This is a genomic window from Cellulomonas persica, assembly GCF_007989825.1.
GTDB classification, from domain to species: Bacteria; Actinomycetota; Actinomycetes; order Actinomycetales; family Cellulomonadaceae; genus Cellulomonas; species Cellulomonas persica.
Genome location: NZ_BJUA01000011.1, coordinates 68,260 through 86,591 on the forward strand (window position 1 = coordinate 68,260; position 18,332 = coordinate 86,591).

At 72.9% G+C, this 18,332-nt stretch carries 14 protein-coding genes; 2 read left to right on the forward strand and 12 right to left on the reverse strand.

The features are described 5' to 3' along the window. Positions 1–63 precede the first annotated feature (63 nt). Positions 64–1,620 carry an ATP-dependent DNA ligase gene (locus CPE01_RS11960; protein ID WP_146807007.1) on the forward strand — a complete coding sequence of 519 codons (1,557 nt, stop codon included), beginning with the start codon at positions 64–66 and terminating at the stop codon, positions 1,618–1,620. Between the two features lie 21 nt (positions 1,621–1,641). On the opposite strand, the gene CPE01_RS11965 is transcribed toward CPE01_RS11960, so the two are convergent. Next, positions 1,642–2,025 carry a winged helix-turn-helix transcriptional regulator gene (locus CPE01_RS11965; RefSeq protein ID WP_246783904.1) on the reverse strand — a complete coding sequence of 128 codons (384 nt, stop codon included), beginning with the start codon at positions 2,023–2,025 and terminating at the stop codon, positions 1,642–1,644. A 64-nt stretch (positions 2,026–2,089) separates the two neighbouring features. Between CPE01_RS11965 and CPE01_RS11970 the strand changes: the two genes are divergently transcribed. Then, positions 2,090–4,330 carry an LLM class flavin-dependent oxidoreductase gene (locus CPE01_RS11970; RefSeq protein WP_146807009.1) on the forward strand — a complete coding sequence of 747 codons (2,241 nt, stop codon included), beginning with the start codon at positions 2,090–2,092 and terminating at the stop codon, positions 4,328–4,330. On the opposite strand, the gene CPE01_RS11975 is transcribed toward CPE01_RS11970, so the two are convergent. The 11 genes from CPE01_RS11975 to CPE01_RS12020 form a co-directional block, all read right to left on the reverse strand. Continuing rightward, the gene (locus tag CPE01_RS11975; RefSeq protein WP_371862003.1) at positions 4,331–5,254 is read right to left on the reverse strand and encodes an ATP-grasp domain-containing protein; all 924 of its coding nucleotides are present in this window, start codon (positions 5,252–5,254) and stop codon (positions 4,331–4,333) included. Between the two features lie 12 nt (positions 5,255–5,266). Continuing rightward, positions 5,267–6,532: a hypothetical protein gene (locus CPE01_RS11980; RefSeq protein ID WP_146807011.1), complete on the reverse strand. Its 1,266-nt coding sequence runs from the start codon at positions 6,530–6,532 to the stop codon at positions 5,267–5,269. After that, a complete protein-coding gene (locus CPE01_RS11985) occupies positions 6,532–7,680 on the reverse strand; it encodes a HesA/MoeB/ThiF family protein (protein WP_146807013.1) in 1,149 nt (382 codons plus the stop codon). The genes CPE01_RS11980 and CPE01_RS11985 overlap by 1 nt, the downstream gene beginning before the upstream one ends. An 80-nt stretch (positions 7,681–7,760) precedes the next feature. Then, positions 7,761–7,883 carry a hypothetical protein gene (locus CPE01_RS16915; RefSeq protein WP_281285118.1) on the reverse strand — a complete coding sequence of 41 codons (123 nt, stop codon included), beginning with the start codon at positions 7,881–7,883 and terminating at the stop codon, positions 7,761–7,763. Between the two features lie 138 nt (positions 7,884–8,021). Next, positions 8,022–8,798, reverse strand: a complete 777-nt coding sequence (locus CPE01_RS11990) for an LLM class F420-dependent oxidoreductase (protein ID WP_146807015.1) — start codon at positions 8,796–8,798, stop codon at positions 8,022–8,024. A 60-nt stretch (positions 8,799–8,858) separates the two neighbouring features. Next, positions 8,859–12,227 carry an ATP-binding protein gene (locus tag CPE01_RS11995; RefSeq protein WP_146807017.1) on the reverse strand — a complete coding sequence of 1,123 codons (3,369 nt, stop codon included), beginning with the start codon at positions 12,225–12,227 and terminating at the stop codon, positions 8,859–8,861. Beyond that, positions 12,224–12,829 carry a DUF4194 domain-containing protein gene (locus CPE01_RS12000; protein WP_222592915.1) on the reverse strand — a complete coding sequence of 202 codons (606 nt, stop codon included), beginning with the start codon at positions 12,827–12,829 and terminating at the stop codon, positions 12,224–12,226. Before CPE01_RS12000 ends, CPE01_RS11995 begins: the two co-directional genes overlap by 4 nt. Before the next feature lie 100 nt (positions 12,830–12,929). Continuing rightward, positions 12,930–14,402, reverse strand: a complete 1,473-nt coding sequence (locus CPE01_RS12005) for a DUF3375 domain-containing protein (RefSeq protein WP_146807019.1) — start codon at positions 14,400–14,402, stop codon at positions 12,930–12,932. Between the two features lie 163 nt (positions 14,403–14,565). Beyond that, on the reverse strand, positions 14,566–16,605 hold the full coding sequence (locus CPE01_RS12010) for a DUF1565 domain-containing protein (protein ID WP_146807021.1): 2,040 nt from the start codon (positions 16,603–16,605) through the stop codon (positions 14,566–14,568). Between the two features lie 55 nt (positions 16,606–16,660). Further along, positions 16,661–17,278: a DUF624 domain-containing protein gene (locus tag CPE01_RS12015; protein ID WP_222592916.1), complete on the reverse strand. Its 618-nt coding sequence runs from the start codon at positions 17,276–17,278 to the stop codon at positions 16,661–16,663. An 83-nt stretch (positions 17,279–17,361) separates the two neighbouring features. After that, positions 17,362–18,324 (reverse strand): carbohydrate ABC transporter permease, encoded by a 963-nt coding sequence (locus CPE01_RS12020; RefSeq protein ID WP_146807023.1) that lies wholly within the window; start codon positions 18,322–18,324, stop codon positions 17,362–17,364. Positions 18,325–18,332 lie beyond the last annotated feature (8 nt).

Genomic DNA, 18,332 nt, shown 5'->3' on the forward strand with positions numbered 1-18,332 from the left:
GCGCACCGCCGGGGGATCACGCGACGGGTGGCCGGTGTGGGTGGCCGGGTGCACGATGCCCGCATGCTGCTCGCCGACGTGGCCGCGACGTCCACTGCGCTCGCCGCGACGCGATCGCGCCTGGCCAAGCGCGCGCTGCTGGTCGACCTGCTGCGCCGGACGCCGCCGCAGGACGTGCCGGTGGTCGCGCGGTACCTGGCCGGTGAGCTCCGGCAGCGCCGCACGGGCCTGGGGTGGCGGTCGCTGCAGACTCTGCCCGAGCCCGCGGCCGAGCCGAGCCTGCAGGTCGGGGACGTCGACGCGGCGTTCGCGCGCATGGCCGCGCTCGCGGGGCCGGGATCGGGCACCGCCCGCGCTGCCGAGGTCGCAGCGCTGTTCGGTGCCGCCACCGCGGCCGAGCAGCAGTTCCTGGTCCGGCTGGTCGGAGGCGAGCTGCGTCAGGGTGCGCTGGACGCCCTGCTGCTCGACGCCGTGGCCGAGGCGTCAGGGGTCCCTGCCGAGGCCGTGCGGCGCGCGGCGATGCTCGCGGGCGCCACCGAGCCGGTCGCCCAGGCGGCCCTCGCCGCACCCGACCCGGACGCGGCGCTGGCGGCGCTCGCGGCCTTCACGCTCGAGGTCGGCCGGGCCGTGCGCCCCATGCTCGCGCAGTCCGCGCCCGACGTCGCGACCGCGCTCGCCACCGTCGCGGACGTCGAGCAGGGGACCGACGCGGTCGTCGACGCCAAGCTCGACGGCATCCGCATCCAGGTGCACCGCTCGGGTGACGCGGTCGGGGTCTTCACGCGTTCGCTCGACGACATCACGACGCGCGTCCCGGAGATCGTCGAGATCGTGCGCGATCTCCCGGCCCAGCGGCTGGTGCTCGACGGTGAGGCGCTCGTCGTCGGCGAGGACGGCCGTCCCGTCCCGTTCCAGGACACCGCCGCGCGCGCGGCGAGCGGGGACGTCGAGGTCGCCGCGACCCAGCGGCTGCAGCCGTTCTTCTTCGACTGCCTGCACCTCGACGGCGACGACCTGCTCGACCGCCCGCTCACCGATCGCCTGGCCGCACTCGACGGTCTGCTCGCGGCGCACCCGCAGCTCGGCGTCGCCCGGGTCGTGACGTCCGACCCCGAGACCGCGCAGGCGCACGCGCGCGCCATCCTGGCCGCCGGGCACGAGGGGGTCGTCGTCAAGGCGGCGGCGTCGCCGTACGAGGCGGGGCGCCGCGGCGCGGCGTGGGTCAAGGTCAAGCCCCGGCACACGCTCGACCTCGTCGTCCTCGCGGTCGAACGCGGCTCGGGCCGCCGGCAGGGTCTGCTCTCCAACATCCACCTGGGTGCCCGGGACGGCGCAGGCGGCTTCGTCATGCTCGGCAAGACCTTCAAGGGCATGACCGACGCGATGCTCACGTGGCAGACGCGGCGGTTCCGTGAGCTGGAGGTGGCCGACGACGGCTGGACCGTCACGGTTCGCCCGGAGCAGGTCGTGGAGATCGCCTTCGACGGCGTGCAGCGTTCGACCCGCTACCCGGGCGGCCTGGCCCTGCGCTTCGCACGCGTCCTGCGCTACCGCGACGACAAGTCGGCCGACGAGGCCGACACGATCACGCGCGTCCGAGAGCTGGCGTCGTGGGGATAGCTGCGCGCAGGAGAGCCGCCGTCAGTGGTCGGACTCCCAGCGGTGGCCGTAGCGGACGAGGGGTTGCATCGCCTCGATGAGGTCGCGACCGCGGGGGGTGAGCTCGTAGCGGACGCTCACGGGGGTGGTCGGCTCGACGAGGCGGGCGACCAGGTCGGCGCGTTCGAGCTCCTTGAGGCGCACCGAGAGCATGCGGTCCGAGAGGCCGATGACGGAGGTCTGGATCTGCGTGAAGCGGTGTGCGCCGCGCCCGACGGCGAACAGGATGCTGCTGCTCCAGCGCCGGCCGACGAGCTCAAGGACGTGCGACGCGCTGCGGCACGCGTCGTCGTCGATCGGCAGCAGCGCCTTGCGGGCGCCGGTGGAGGGCCGGGGGGCGGCGGTGGAGGGCGTCGGCGTGCTCACTTACCTAGAGTAAGCCGCTCACCACCGTTTGCGCAGCGGTGAACCGGCCGCTCATGCTGAGGGCATGCCCGACTACGGCCACCCCCTGCGCTTCGGCACCTTCATCACCCCGGTCAACGCACCGGCGGACCAGCCCGTGCGGCTGGCACAGCTGAGCGAGGAGCTCGGCTACGACCTCGTCACGTTCCAGGACCACCCGTACCAGCCGGCGTTCCACGACACGTGGACCCTGCTGACGTGGGTGGCCGCGCGCACCGAGCGGATCCAGCTCGCGGGCAACGTCCTCAACCTGCCGCTCCGGCAGCCCGCGGTGCTCGCGCGCTCGGCGGCGAGCCTGGACCTGCTCTCGGGCGGGCGCGTGAACCTCGGGATCGGCGCGGGCGGCTTCTGGGACGCGATCGAGGCGATGGGCGGGGACCGGCTGACGCCGGGGCAGGCAGTCGACGCGCTCGAGCAGGCGGTCGAGGTGATCCGCGGGATCTGGGACGCGGACACGCGCGGGCCGCTGCGCGCGGGAGGCGAGCACCACCACGTCACGGGCGCCAAGCGCGGGCCTGCACCCGCGCACGAGATCCCGATCTGGATCGGTGCGCTCAAGCCGCGCATGCTGCGCCTCATCGGCCGTGCGGGCGACGGGTGGCTGCCGTCGATGAGCTACCTGCAGCCCGGTGACCTGCAGCGCGGCATGACGACCATCGACGAGGCCGCGCAGGCCGCGGGCCGCGACCCGCGCGAGATCACGCGGCTGCTCAACATCGGCGCGCTCGGCGTCGACGAGATCGTCCGACTCGCGCTCGAGGACGGCGTGAGCGTGTTCATCGTCGCCGCCGACGACCCGCGCACGCTCGAGCACATGGCCCGCGACGTGATCCCCGCGGTGCGCCAGCAGGTCGAGGCCGAGCGGGCGGCGCGCGGGACCGCGGCCGTCGGCCGCATCCGCAACCAGGTCGCCCTCGCGCGCCGGATGCCGGGTATCGCGTACGACGACGTGCCCGCGTCGCTCGTCGAGACGGCCGTCGAGCCCGGCGACCGCGGCTACGGCCGCTACACCTCGTCGTACCTGCGCGGCGGCGCGCCCGGCCTGGTGCTGCGCCCGCAGACCGTCGAGCAGGTCCAGGACGCGGTCGTGTTCGCCGGTGCGCACCGGGACGTGCCGTTGGGGCTGCTCAGCGCGGGGCACGGGATCTCGGGGCGCTCGGTCAACCACGGCGGGCTCGTCGTCGACGTGAGCGCGCTGAACGAGGTGACGCTGCTCGACGAGGACAGCGGGCTCGTGCGACTCGGGCCGGGGGCGCGCTGGATCGACGTCGCGCGCACGCTCGCGCCGCACGGGCTGGCGATCTCGAGCGGTGACTACGGCGGCGTCGGCGTCGGCGGACTGGCGACGGCGGGCGGCATCGGCTGGTTCGCGCGCGAGCACGGGCTGACGATCGACCATGTCCGCTGCGTCGACGTCGCCCTCGCGGACGGCTCGCTCGTGCGCGCGTCCGCCACCGAGCACCCGGACCTGTTCTGGGGGATGCGCGGGGCCGGTGCGAACTTCGGGGTCGCGGTGTCGTTCGAGATCGAGGCGTCGCGCGTGGGTCAGGTCGGCTTCGCCCAGCTCGTGCTCGACGCGAGCGACCTGCCGGACCTGCTGGTGCGCTGGGGGAGCGCGATCGAGTCCGCGCACCGGTCTGTGACGGGCACGCTGATCCTGGGCGCGGCCCGGGCGGGAGCCCCGCGCTACGCGCAGGCGATGCTCGTCGTCGACTCCGACGACCCGGACACGATCGTCGAGCGGCTGGGCGGCGTCGCGCAGGTCGCACCGCTGCTCGACCAGTCGGTCGTGCTCGCGCGGTACGACGAGATCATGGGCGCGTTCCACCAGGAGGGGCCGCAGCGCGGGCAGGGCGAGCCGCTGTCGCACTCGGGCCTCGCGCGGTACCTGACGCCCGAGCTCGCCGAGCAGACCGCGGCGCTGCTGGACGCCGGGGCGTCGTACTTCTTCCAGATCCGTGCGGTGGGCGGCGCGGTCGCCGACGTCGCGAGCGACGCGACCGCCTACGGATGGCGCGACGCCGGGTTCAGCGTCGCGGCGTTCGGCACGACCGCCTCGGGCTTCGACACGTGGTGGCGACGGCTCGAGCCGCACTTCGAGGGCATGTACCTCAGCTTCGAGTCCGCCGAAGGACCGGACGTCGTCGCGCGCGCGTTCCCGCCGGCGCACCTCGCGCGGCTGCGCGAGGTCAAGCGTCGCTACGACCCGTCGGGTCTGTTCCGCGACAACTTCTTCATCTCGCCCGGGGTGGACGCGGCGGCGTGATCAGCCGACGCGCGTCGCGGCCACCTCGAGGCGACGGGCGACGGCAGCGGCCACCAGGTGGGTGACGTGCGGCGCGACGTGCAGGTTGAGCGCGGGCTCGAACAGCTCGGCCTCGAGCAGCACGAGCCCGTACGCGGCCGAGTCGACCACGTCGACGCGCGCGTACAGCGGTGCCTCGAGCCCGGTCGCGCGGCCGACGGCGGCGACGACCGCGTGCGCGAACGCCTCCTCGTCGTCCGTCACCGCGACCAGCTCGGGGTGCTCCTCGTACGTCCCGCCGAGCAGCCCCCCGCCCGGCGCGAGCAGCGCACCCTTGGCGATCGCGTGCGTGAGCTCGCCGTCGATCACGTAGAGCGCCTTCTCGCGCCCGGCGGACAGCTCGGGGATCTCGGGCTGGACCATGACCGTGCCGCCGGCGTCGACGATCCGTGCGGCCAGCTCGAGCGCCGCGGGGTCGTCGGCCCGGAACAGCCCGGTGTCCCGCGCACCCGCGGAGACGGCCGGCTTGAGCACGACGTGCGCGTCGGCGAACGCACGCAGCTCGGCCGCGACGTCGTCGACGACCGTGCGGTACGTCGTCGGCACCACCGCGACGCCCTCGCGCTCGAGCTGCGCGAGGTAGCGCTTGTCGAGGTTCCACCGCACGAGCGCCGGCTCGTTGAGCACGCGCGTCGCGGCCTCGGCCCGCTCGAGCCACGCCATGAACTCCTCGACGCGCTCGGGGTAGTCCCACGGGCTGCGCAGGACGAGCAGGTCGAACCGGGCCCAGTCGAGGGACTCGTCGTGCCACACGGCGGCGCGCGCGTCGACGCCGCGTGCCCGCAGCGCGTCGACCAGCGGGGCCGTGTCGTGGTCCAGGTCCTCGAGCGGGTAGGAGTCGGTGACGACGATGCCGACGCGCGGCGTGCTGGGGTCGATGCTCACGAGCACGTGACTCTAGGCGCTGCGGCCCACGGGCGGGCGGGACGGGCGTGTGTCTGCGGCGCCGCGGCGGGCGACGAGGTCGCGGACGGCCACGACCGCCGTCAGCACGCGCGGCGACAGCAGCAGGACCCCGAGGACGAGCGCCTCCCAGAACGCACCGCTGGTGGGCCCGGCGGACACCAGCGAGTCACGCATCCAGGTGAGCAGGTGCCACGTCGACGGCACGAACAGCACGACGAAGAACCACGTCGCCAGCACCATCCCCGCCACGTGGACGAAGCGGTACCAGCGGGCCACCGCGAGGTCGCGTGGCGGGGTCGCGGCGAGCGTCGCACGCTCGTCGGGCGTCAGGCGGCGCACGGCCCGGCGCAGCAGCAGGCGCGTCGTGCGCTGCAGGTGCGTGCAGCCGAGCAGCGCGGTCATCACCGCGTACACGTCGCTGCGCAGGAACACGAAGAACTGCACGACGATCGCGGACAGCTCGACGAGCGCGACCGCGGCCAGCAGGCGGTCCGGACCGATCCCGGCGGCCCGCAGCGCGAGAGCTGCCGCGAGGACGACCACGTCGAACGCCATGCCGGCCAGGAGCGGCCCGACGCGACGGCGCGGCGGCAGCGCCCACAGACCCGTCAGGTTGGTCTCGAAGGTCAGGAAGTACAGCCGACGCGTGATGCGCAGGCGCGCCGGGACGCCGAGCGCGGCAGCCGCCATGACGTGCGCGAGCTCGTGCAGCCCCGCGAGCACGTAGGTCACCACGGTCACGACCGCGAGGCTGCGGGCCGGTGAGTCGAGGAAGAACACGTCGAGGGCGTGCGGCCGCACGGAGGGCACGGCGACGAGCATCGCGACGACCGCGACGCCGCACAGCGCCGCGAGCACGGCGCCGGCACGCGAGAAGAGCCACCGGGCGCGGGCACGCGGGGCGACGACGAACCCGCGGGCCGGGCCCGCCTCGGCGGAGGCGCCGTCCGAGCGGGCGTCGTCGACCTCCGCGACGAAGCCGAGCGCGACGAGGCTGCGAGCGAACGCGAGGACGTCGACGGGCTCCGGCGCGTCGTCGGGCGTCACCTCCCGCTCGACCTCGGCGACCGAGCGTCCCTCGTCGAGCAGGTCCAGCGCGCGCAACCCGACGGCGGGGATCGCGACGAACCGGCCCGTGTCGGCACGGCCGACGACCACGCGGTCACCCTGGGTGGTGCGCGTCAGCGCATGCAGCCGGAGCACCGAGCTCGGCAGCACCTGCGGGGCCGGGGGAGCCTCGGCGGGGACCGTGGTCATCAGGCCGCGGTCGTGTCCGAGCGGTCCGCGTGCGCGCGCCGGGCTGGAGCCGTCGCGCACACCGGGCAGTCGGGATCGGCGGGCCAGGCGTCGGTCGTCGTCCGGCCGTCGCCCGCGAAGTCGACGAGCTGGTAGCGCCCGAGCGAGACGGGCGCGGACAGCCCGGTGAGGAACCGCATCGCCTCGAGCGACACGAGCCCGCCGAGGACGCTCGTCACCGGCCCGATCGCGCGGTTGACCCGGTCCTGCTCGAGCACACGCGGACGGGTCACGACCTCCCGGTCGATGAGGGTCGACAGGCGCTCGCGGTGCCGTTCGAGGCACTCCCGGCAGGCGCTGCGTCCCGGGTCCACCGACCAGTACAGGCCCTGGGTGTAGGCGAGGCCGCCGCGGATGAACGGCACGCCGGCGGCGACGCACGCCTCGTTGACCCACCGGTCGACCTCGTCGGGCTCGTCGATCGCGGAGACGACGAGGTCCGGCAGGTCGCTCAACGCCGAGCCTCGCAGCAGCGCCGCGACGTCGTCGGTCGACTCGACCCGACGGCGGAACGCCTCGACGCGCAACGTCGGGTCGAACGCGGACAGCCACTGCGCGACCCGCTCGGCCTTGGGCTCGCCGACCTCCGCCTCGGTGTACGTGAACTGGCGCGCGAAGTTGCGCAGCTCAACCCGGTCCTGGTCGACGACGGTCACCGCGCCGACGCCGAGCCCGGCGAGGTTCATCAGCACGGCCGACCCGAGGCCGCCCGCGCCCAGCACGAGCACGTGCGCGGCGCGCAGGCGCGTCTGCGGGAGCTCGCGGGGGAGCGAGAGCGTGGTGAACGCGTCGAAGAACGCGAGGTTGCTGAAGTAGCGCTCGCGGTCGTGCGTGTCGAACGTCGTCGGGGCGGACGCGTCCTCCAGCCAACCGAGGCGGTCGAGCTGGGTGAGCACGGCGGCGACGTCCTGCTCGGTCGTCCGCGGCCAGCGCTCGCGCATCGCGCCGGCGAGCGCGGCGGTGTCCCGGGCGCCCTCACGCAGGAGCGTGAGGAGCGCGAGCACCTGGCCGTCGGGGTCCGCGAGCCGGGTGCGGACCTTCGGGTCGAGGCTCACGACGAGCTCGCCGTCGCCGGCGAGACAGTTGAGCGACTTGAGTCGGGGCAGCATGGACGGTCCTCGGAGACGAAGCGGGCTCAGACGGAAGGAGCCGGCCCGGTCGTGGTGACCGGGCCGGCTCACGGGCGGGCTCAGGCGCCGCCGGCGTCGGGGTCGAGGTGGATCCGCGTAGCGGTGATCTCCTCGACGTCCATGATCTCGATCGTCATCTTCCTTGCACCTCCCCCTGCGTCCTGCTGTGGAGCGTCGCTCACGCGGCGACAACGCGAACGAGGAACGCAGGTGTGCGGGGCAGATACGGCAGGCCGGCAGTCTTCACCCACGTGCGACCGCGCCACGACGCAGAGCGAGGGTGCGTTCCCGCAGGTCGCGAGGGCGAGGCCGCGGTCGGGTCAGCCCTGGGCGTCGCGCCAGGCGACCCACGTCTCGACGAGGGACAGGTCGTAGTCCGGCCCGCTCACGCCGACCGTCAGCAGCGTGGCCCCGGCCTCGAGGTAGGCGGCGGCCTGCTCCTGCGGCGGCCCGGAGACCGCGACGGAGCGCTCGACGAGCGTCGCGGTGTCGCGCCCGACCGCCTCGCCGTGCTCGTCGAGGATCGCGCTCTTGCGCGCGAGCGTGGGTGCGTCCCCGAACGAGTGCCACACGTCCGCGTGCTCCGCGACGACGCGCAGCGTCTTGCGCTCGCCTCCGCCGCCGATCAGCACGGGGATCTCACGCGTCGGGACGGGGTTCGACGCGGCCCAGCGTGCCTTGATGCGGGGGAGTGCCGCAGCGAGGTCGGCGATCCGGCCGCCCGCGGTGCCGAACTCGTAGCCGAACTCGTCGTAGTCCTTCTCGAACCAGCCCGCACCGATGCCCAGGATCAGGCGGCCGCCGCTGATGTGGTCGACCGTGCGGGCCATGTCCGCGAGCAGCTCCGGGTTGCGGTAGGAGTTGCACGTCACGAGCGCGCCGATCTGCACGCGCTCGGTCTGCTCCGCCCACGCGCCGAGCATCGTCCAGCACTCGAAGTGCTTGCCGTCGGGGTCACCGGACAACGGGAAGAAGTGGTCCCAGTTGAAGATCACGTCGACACCCAGGTCCTCGGCACGCCGCACGGCGTCCCGGATCTGGCCGTAGTCGGCGTGCTGCGGCTGGAGCTGGACACCGATGCGCACGGGAAAGGTCATGCGTCCGAACCTACGGCGCGACCCGCACCCGCGTCGCCCGGGTTCCCACCAGGCGGACCGTCACGAGGCGTCCGGCGCCACGCCCGCGATGGGCTTGGTGCGCGAGCGACCCGTCGCGTCCTTGAGGACCACGTACTTGAGGTCGACGTGCGGCTCGAGCGCGCTGAACTTGTCGTTGGGCGCACCGATGACGAGCTGGAAGCCGAGGCCGCGCCACGCGCCGATCGCGCGACCCGTGAACCGCGCGTCGGCCTTGATGAGCGCCTCGTCGAGGAACACCGGCGCGTAGCGGGGGCGTTCGGCGCCCGCGTCGCCCAGCTGGTAGCGCAGCGCGGCGCCGACGATGAACGCGACGAGCTCCTGCGACTCACCGCCGGACTTCTCACCGATGTGGTCGTACAGCGCGACGTGGTTGCCCTCGAGGTCGACCTTCTCGGCGGACAGGCGCACGTGCCGGCGCACGTCGACGAGGTCGGCGAAGTCGGGTGCGGTCCGCCGGATCCGGTCGATGACCTTGGCCATGCGCAGGTAGCGACGCTCACGCTCGGCGTCGGTCGCCTCGGTCGCGAGGACCTCGCGCAGGTCGCGCAGCTCCTTGCGGAACCGGGCGACGACGGTCGACTGCGTGTCCCGTGCGTCGATGCGCAGGCGGTGGTCGTCGTCGGCGAACGGCAGGTCCGCAAGGATGTCGTTGACCGGCCGGATGCGTTCCTTGATCTCGCGCACGGACCGCGCGAGCGCGCTGTGCAGGTCCGTCAGGTCGTTGCCCGACAGGCGCAGCAGGCTCTTGCGCCACTCGGCCTCGAGCTCGTGCAGCCCGTTGGCCTCGAGCTCGGTGAGGATGCGCTCGAAGTCCGCGTACGAGTCGTCGGGGTCGGAGCCGAGGTTCGGGTCGGGCCAGCGCTCGACGAACGTCTCGAACGTGCGACGCAGCGACTCGCGTGCGGTGCCGATGATCTGCTGCGCCGCCTGGCGGTCGGCGAGCAGGAGCGCGTGGGCCCGGCCGAGCACGTCGTCGAACGCGCGCAGCGCGTCGGCCGCGCCGTTCGTCGTCCGGGCGTCCGGCAGGTCGGTCCCGACGAGCAGGCCCTCGAGGTAGGTGCGCTGGTCGCGGCTCACGCGCGTGCCCGCGGACCGCGCCTCGTCGAGCGCCTGCTGCGCGGCGTCGACCTCGTCGGTGGTCGACGACCACAGCTCGGAGGCGGCGCGGGCCTCGTCCTTGGTCACGCCGAGCTGCTCGGTCAGCGCGTGGATCGTCGTGTCGAGCTCGTCGGCGCGGCGCTGCAGGCGGGTGATCTCCGGGTTGCCGGACGTCACCTCGGTGATGACCTGCTCCCAGCGGGCCTGGGCGGCCTCGACGGTCGCGACGTCGACCTGGTCCCAGCCGATCTCCGTCAGCGCCTCGTAGACCCGGCGCTCGGTGTCGTGCCGGTCGAGCCGGGCCTCGGCGTCGCGGACCTGCTGCTCGACGAGGTCGAGCCGCTCGTTCGCGCGGGCGATCTGCTCGTCGAGGTGCGCGAGGCGACGGGTGTTGGTGAAGCCGAGGACGTTCGCGCGGCCCTGCCCGCCGTGCGCGCCCTTCGTCCCCTCGGAGACCTGCCCGGAGCGGGTCAGCGCCTTGGCGTGCTGCGAGAGCTCGCCGGGCGTGTCGACGCACACGTACGCGAACGCGCGCGCGAGCTCGCCGCGCAGCCAGCCGGTGAACGGGCTGCTGCGGAAGTCGAGGCGTCCCGGCAGCGTGCGCGCGTCGAGGGCGACGTCGTCGCGCACGCCGGTGGGCACACCCTGGAAGCGGATGCGCGAGGACGTGGGGACCGCGTCGATCGCCTTGCGGAACGCGCCGAGGTGCGCGACGTCGATGAGCAGCCGCGTGGCGAACCCGCCGAGCGCGAGGTTGAACGCGTCGCGCCACGGCTCGTGCTCGGTGCGCACCTCGACCAGCTCGGCGACGAACGGCAGCTCGTCGGGCGTCAGGCCCGCGGCCTGCGCGAGCGCGGCGCGCGCACGGTGCAGCTCGCCGGGGATGTTGTCCTGACGGCGCGCGACGGCCGCGCGCTCCGCCGTCAGGTCGGCGAGGTCCGCGGCGGCCTCCTTCTTCTCCGACATCGCGTCGAAGAGCGCCTGGCGTGCGGCGGCCTTCGCGTCGGCGTCGCCCAGCACCTCGTGCGCCCGCGCGACGAGCGCGGCGTGCTCGGCCTGCGTGGTCACCGACGTGCCGGGCAGGGCGCGCAGCAGGTCGTCGAACCGGGCACGCGCGCGGCGCACCTCCTGCAGCCGGGTCTCGACGCCCGCGAGCTCGCGCTGCGCGGTCGCCAGACGGTCGCCCCCGGACGACCACAGCGTCTCCTTGACCCCGTCGAGCTCGGCCCGCGCGGCCGCGACGCGCGCGGCGGTCTCGGCGGCCCGGGCGTTGCCCTGCTGGTGGCGACGCTGCAGGTCCTGCTCGGCCTCGCGCAGCAGGTCGAGGCGACGCTCGTGCTTCCACAGCGCCGCAGGCGACGTGGCGTCGTCGAACGTCCCGAGCTGCTCGATGACCTGCAGGCGCGTGGCGGCCTGCTCGATGTCGGCCCGGTACGCGCGGATCGGCTCGAGCGCCTTGACCTGCTGGCGGGCGGTGATCATCTGCTCACGCGTGCCGGTGAGCTTGTCGAACTGCTCGACGACCGCGTCGGCTGTCGCGAACGTGTCGGGCTCCTCGAGCACCATCGCCTTGTAGAGCGCGTCGACGGTCGTGATCTGCTGACCGGCCTGGATGCGGCCCAGCAGCGCGACGGCCTTGTTGCCGTCGCCCGCCGCGCCGATGCCGAGCGACGAGTGCAGGCGTGCGGTGAACTCGCGGTCGGTGTCGAACGCCGTCAGGCCCGCGTCGGTGACGGCGGGCCTGCTGAAGCGCTGGCCGGCAGCCGTCTCGAGCTCGCGCAGGTCGAGCTCGCCGTCGCACGTCGCCCGCAGCGCGACGACGTCCTCGAGCGTGCGCGCCGCGGACGGCACGTACCAGGCGCGCACCGCGGTCAGCTCGGTGCCGGACTGGTCCGTCCAGGTCATCGCGATCGCCGACCACGTGTCCCGGCCGTCGCCGCGCAGCACGCGCTGACGCGTGCCGTCCTGCGTGCGCGACTCGTCGAGCTTGCCGCGCGCGTAGGACAGGATGTTGCGCTGGTCCTTGCCGCGGGGGCGCCCGACGACGCCTCCGTTCGAGGCACCGTTGAACGGCGTCGTGTGCGGCATGAGCAGCGCGATGTAGGCGTCCATGAGCGTGGACTTGCCCGAGCCCGACCCACCCGACAGCAGCGTCGCCGTCGAGGCCAGGCGCACCCGGTGGTGCCCGTCGTAGCCGCCCCAGTTCACGAGCTGCAGGTCGCGCGCGACCCACTGCTGCCCGGTCGAGGCGGCGGGGATCAGGCCGAACAGCGTGTCGACCATCGTCATCGTGCGACCTCCTGGGTGCCCTGCTGGCGCAGCCACTCGCGCAGCTCGGCGAGCCGGGAGTTGCTCAGGACGATCTCGACGAGCGGCGTGACCCGGAACCGGCCCTGCGACTCCTCCTCGATCAGGCCCTCGCGCTCCAGGCGCGCGATCGCGGCCCGGATCTCGCGCTGGTGCGCGGCGACGTTCGTGTCGTCGGGGTCGAAGTACGTCAGCGCGGTCTGCTCGAGCTCCTCGACGTCGACGCGCACGGAGACCTCACCTGCGCTCTGCTCACGCTGGAACACGGTCCTCAGGTGCACCAGCACGAGCGTCTCGGCGCGCGAGTACGCGTCGTCGCGCAGCAGCACGGGCACGTCGAGCTCGGCCGAGCGCACCTGCTTCTTGTACGCCACGCCGCGGTCGTGGTCGACGACGAGATGGACGAACAGGTCGTGCAGGCGCGACTCGATGACCTGCTGGTTCTCCAGCAACGTGCGCCACTGCGCGCGGTTCTTGTCCGCGACGAGGAAGCGGCGCTGCAGCAGGCGCACGAGCACGCGCCGCACGTCCGCGTCGAGCGTCCCGGAGTCGCCGGCGAACAGCTCGGACGGGTCCTCCTCCATCGGGACCGGCGCGATGAAGCCCTCGTCCTGCGCGGGATGCGGACCGGGCACGGCATCCGGTGCGGTGCCGGTGCCGTCGCGCAGCTCGGTGGTGGTCGTCTCAGGCATCGTCGTCCTTCGTCGTCGTGCTGACCGCGCCGAACGCGAGGCGTCGGCGGGTGCCGTCGGGCCGGACCGCGTCGACGAACGCGACCCGGTCGGTCTCGGTCATGCCGCGGGCGTGCGCGATCTCGAGCACGCCCAGCAGGTCCACGGGCCGACGCAGCGCGTCGGGGGCCGCCGCGAACGCCGCGGCGACGTCGACCTCGTCGGCGCCGTCCGCGAACTGCGCGAGGTGCGTGGCGAGCTCGGAGTAGTGCGGACCACCCCAGGCGCGCGCGTCGTCCCCCGAGGCGTCCACGTCGTCGTCGTCCCAGTCCGGCAGGGGAGCGGGCGCCTCAGGCGGGCGCAGGTCGCCGGCGGTCTGGCGCAGGTGCTCGACCTCCGCGACCGGCAGGCGCAGCAGCGGGTCGACCGACTGGAACCGGCGGGTGTCGGGCAGCCACGACTGCATCCCGGCCATCACGTCGCGCAGCAGCACGTCGACCTGTCGGTCGCGCAGCGGGTCGTGGTTGCGCACCTGCGCGGTGATCACGTAGGACGCCTCGCGCTGCGCCGTGAACACCTGGTCGAGCCCCTGCTCGATGCGACGCACGATCTCGCGCAGCTCGGTGCGCTGCTGGACGGCCAGGCGCCGCGTGAACCTGTGGCGCAGGACGACGTCGAGCTGGTTGGCGAGCTCGTCGAGCCGCTGCGGGTCACCGATCAGGCGCAGTGCCCCGGCGAACGCGCGGCCCTCGGACGTGGACTCCATGACGTGCTCGCCGCGCTCCAGGTACTCGCGCAGCACGTCACCCGTCGGGCGCTCGTCCTGCCGCAGCGCCGTGACCACATCACGCTGCATCGCCTTGATCGACTCGGCGACGCGCGCGAAGTCCGCGGGCAGCTCGCGCACGAGGTGCAGCACGTTCTCCGCCTCCTCGAGCAGCTCCTCGTCGTCGACCTCGTCGACCGTGCCCGTGCGCTGCACGCGGTCCAGCTCGGCCTGCAGGCGCGCGATCTGCCCGTCCAGGCGCGCCATGCGGACCATGACGTCCGGGTCCGCGTCCTGCGCGAGCTGCTCGACCGCGTCGAGCAGCGTCCGCACGCGCGACTGCGACACACGCGCCCGCGCACCCCCCGCGCGGCCCGCGACCTCGAGCGCACCGACCGCGTGCGCCGACAGACGGTAGACCTCGACGTCGTCGTCCAGCACCTGGCGGATCAGCCAGCCCGCGTCCGCCCACTGCCGGCACAGGTCGCGCGCGGTCCCCGTCGGCAGGGACTCCTCGTAGCCCGCGGCGCGCAGCTGGTCGAGCGCGTCACCGATCTCCGTGTGCGCGTCGGCGACGGGGACGGTCGGCCGCTCCGCGGTGAACGTCACGGACAGCAGGGAGACGACGAGCGGTGCGTGCTTCTTGTGGAGCAGGTCCAGCATCGGGTTCTGGAAGGCCCGGACAGCGCCCAGGTAGGCCCCTTCGGCACGAGTGATCATCGCGGGACACCCTAAGTGGCGCAGGCGGCGCGCCGCCGACGACGCCACTGGGCGAGTCGCGCGGATCGCAGTTCGCGGTTCGTGCTCCCGCGCCGGCACGGACGACCGTCGAGCCGTGCGGTGGCTCGCACCGCTCGACGACGAGCGGTGCGAGCCACGGCGTCTAGCGCCGACCGACCGGACCCGGTGCGGGCAGGACCCGAGCCTCGGTCGTCGAGACGGCGAACGGTCCGGGGACGACCTGGTCGCGCGGAGTGCCGCAGAAGTCGGTGCTCAGGTCCAGGTCGGACCCGTCGGGGTTCGTGTAGGGCATCTCGGCCTGGTAGCTCGTCCCGAGGCGGGCGGTCGTCACCGGGGTGACGACGTCGACGTCGCCCGCGTGGCTCACGACGACACGGATCGTCCCGGCGTCGGCGTCGATCACCTCGACGCGCACCGGTGACGTGTCGACCACGAGGGCGGTGGGCTCCGCGCGGAACGGCTCGGCGCCCTCCGCGTAGAGGTTGCCCTCGATCCAGACGGGGAGCCGTGGCCCGGCCAGGTCGCTGCCGGGCTCGTTGGGGTACTCCTGCGCCGTCGGGTAGGCGTCGTACTGCGAGGTACCCACCGGGGTCGGTGTGAAGGTGGCCCTGCCGGGCACGCCGTCCATGTCGATGGCGCCGGACCAGAAGCTGGCGAGCGCGGGTTCGTCGTCCCCGTCCGGCCCGTCGGGTTCCCCGGTCGTCCTGCCGCCGACGAAGACGTTGTTGTAGAACCGGTCGTCGCCGCCGAGGATGTTCGAGACGCCGTAGACGGCCGTGGCGTGCGGGACGTGGTACGGGGTGTACCGCTGGTGCTCGGTGCAGTTCGCGATGCGACCCGCGACGTAGTTGTGCACGTACGCGCCGCCGGAGGACATGTCCTTGACGGCCCAGGGCGAGAGGAAGAGGTTCGAGTCCACGAGGTACGGGCCGTGGCAGACCTCGACCATGAAGTCCTCGGCGGTCGAGGCGTAGAACACGTTGCGCCGCACCAGCGTGCCCTGCGCCTGCCAGTCGAGCCACAGCGCGCGGTGCGTGTGATGGATCGTGTTCCCGCTGATCACCGTGTCGATCGCGGCGTGCAGCTTGATCCCGGCCACCTCGGCGCCGTGCCACTGCCGCTTCACGTGGATGCGCGAGATGTGGTTGTCGGCGATGGTCGAGAAGGCTGCCCCCAGGTGCCCGACGACGCCGGCCTGCTCGCAGTCGCGGATCGTGTTGCGGCGCACGGTGTGGGAGCCGATGTGGTCCCGGTGCCACGGCTGCGGCTCGCCTGCGGCGGGTCCGCCCAGGACGAGCGCCCGCTGGATCACCTCGCGCTCGCGCTGCGTGCCGCCCTTGGCGCCGTCCGCCCCGGCGGTCCACTCGTTCTGGCCGGTGCCGGCCTCCTTGCCGAGCGAGACGCCGACGTTCTTCGAGTCGGTGATCGTGTTGTCCTCGATCACCCAGCCCTTCGACCAGTGGGGGCCGATCAGGCCTTCCTGGAGGGCGGTGGGCGGGGCCCACTGCGTGGCGGCCTTCGTGAGGGTGAACCCTCGCACCGTGATGTGGTCGATCCCCGTCGCGGCGGGCCAGAAGACGAACGTGCGCGCGTTGATCTCGATCTCGTGCGCGGCCGGGTCCACGCCACCGAAGTTCGCCCAGATCGTCGTGACGTCGTCGCCCACCTCGGCGTACCAGGTGAGGAGCGAGCCCTCCGGGTCGAACGAGTCGGGGGTGACCTCGGGGTGCTCGACGCCGGCGAGCGTGAGCGACTCGTACATGGACCTGCCGTCGAGGTACACCTCGCCCGTGTGCCACGTGTTGACCCGGTCGAAGAACCAGTCCCCGCCGATGCGCTCCGCGTACGGGTTGCGGTCGCCGAACAGGGCGTTCGACACCTGGGTGACCCAGACGCGGCCCTCGGCGCCGGGGTGGGGACGCCAGTCGGTGACGACCTCGGCGCCGGAGATCGTCACGGGCTCGAAGCGCCCGTCCGGGTCCACCGCGGCCTGGTAGGTGATCGGTGCGTCGGCCGTGCCGCCGCGCGGCGGGTTCACCCACTCGCGGTACACGCCTTCGTGCACCGAGACGGTGTCGCCCGGCAGGGCGGCCTGAGCGGCCCGGGTGATGGTGCGGAACGGAGCCTCGGCCGAGCCGTCAGCGCGGTCGGAGCCGGTGACGGCGACGTGCAGGATGGTCACGACAACGCCTTTCGTCGATCACGTGGGTCGAGCGTGGTGAGGGCGGGGGAGAGCGTCAGACCTCCGCCTCCTCCGGCTCCGGCTGCACGTACCCCCGGTCCACGAAGAACCGCTCGAGCAGGTAGCACCACCACACCAGGATGAGGCCGGGTGCCACGAACACCACGGGCATGAAGTTCCAGATAGCGACTCCCGCCACGACCACGGCGATCCCGAGCAGGAAGGTCAGGCTGGGCGTCGTCAGGCCCAAGGTGAACCCGTTGCGCAGCTGGCGCCAGGTGGGGTTGGTGAAGCGGGCGACCAGGGGGAGGCACCAGAAGACCAGCAGCAGCAGGAAGAGCCCGACGACGAGGAGCGGCACCAGCACCTCGGCCAGCCCGAGCGTGGGCAGGTAGGAGAGCGTGACGATGCCGACGGCCGCGACGGCAGCGGCCAGGAGGCCGACGACGGTCGCCTGCTTCCAGCTCTGCTGCCAGGCCTTCCGGGCGACGGCCCAGGCGCCCGCGTCCTTGCCCAGGACGTACCGGCGGCAGACCTCGTAGGCGACGACGGTCCCCGCACCCGCCGTCACGACGAGGGCGACGCTCACGAGCCAGAGCAGGCTGATCAGGATGACCGAGCCGAGCGAGTCGAGGATGCGCCACAGCAGCGACGCAGGGTTGAAACGAAAGATGGTCGGGCCTCTCGGTGCGCGGACGTGACGGGTCTCGAGGACGAGGTCGGCCTCCCGCGGTCTGCGGGAGGCCGACGACGTGGTCAGCCCTTCACGGATCCGATCATGAGACCGGACACGAAGTGCTTCTGCAGGAACGGGTAGACGAACAGGATCGGGATGGCCGCCACCATGGTGATCGCCGACCGGAGCGCGATCGGAGTGGTGAGCTGTCCGCCTGCCCCCACCGAGGCCGCGTTGGCCGCGGTGTTCGCGGAGTTCGCGCCGGCGTTCATCGAGCTCGCCAGCAGCTTCTGCAGCTCGTACTGCAGCGTGGTCAGCGCGGGGTCGCCCGAGTTGTACAGCAGCGTGTCCAGCCACGCGTTCCAGCTGCCGACGGCCACGAACAGACCCACGACGGCCAGCACCGGCTTGCACAGCGGCATGATGATCTGCCACCACGTGCGGAACTCACCCGCGCCGTCGATCCGGGCCGACTCGGTGATCTCGTCGGGGATCGACTTCATGTAGGTGCGCAGGATGATCAGGTTGAACGCGCTGATGATCGTCGGTACCCAGTAGGCCTGGAAGCTGTTCAGCATGCCCAGGTCCTTGATGAGCAGGTAGTTGGGGATCAGGCCGGCGTCGAAGTACAGCGTCAGCACGAAGATCAGGGTGATCGGGCGCCGGAAGATGAACTCCTTGCGGCTGAGCGCGTAGGCGAGCATCGAGGTGAACACGAGGTTCGTCGCCACGACCACGACGGTCTTCAGCACGCTCATGATGAACGCCTGGTAGATCGAGTCCATGTTGAGGACGACCTCGTAGTTCTTCAGCGAGAAGACCCGGGGCCAGATGCCGATCCCGCCTCGGACGGCGTCCATGCCGTCGTTCAGGGAGATGGCGAGCGTGTTCAGGAGCGGGTAGAGCATGAGCGCCGCGAGGGCGACGAGGAAGGTCGTGTTGAGCGTCGTGAAGATGATCCGCTCGGTCGTCCACTTGTGTCGCCGTGACCGGCTCCGTGGGGCGGGCTGCGTCAGAGGCTTCGGGGCAACGGTGCTAGTCATGAAGTCCT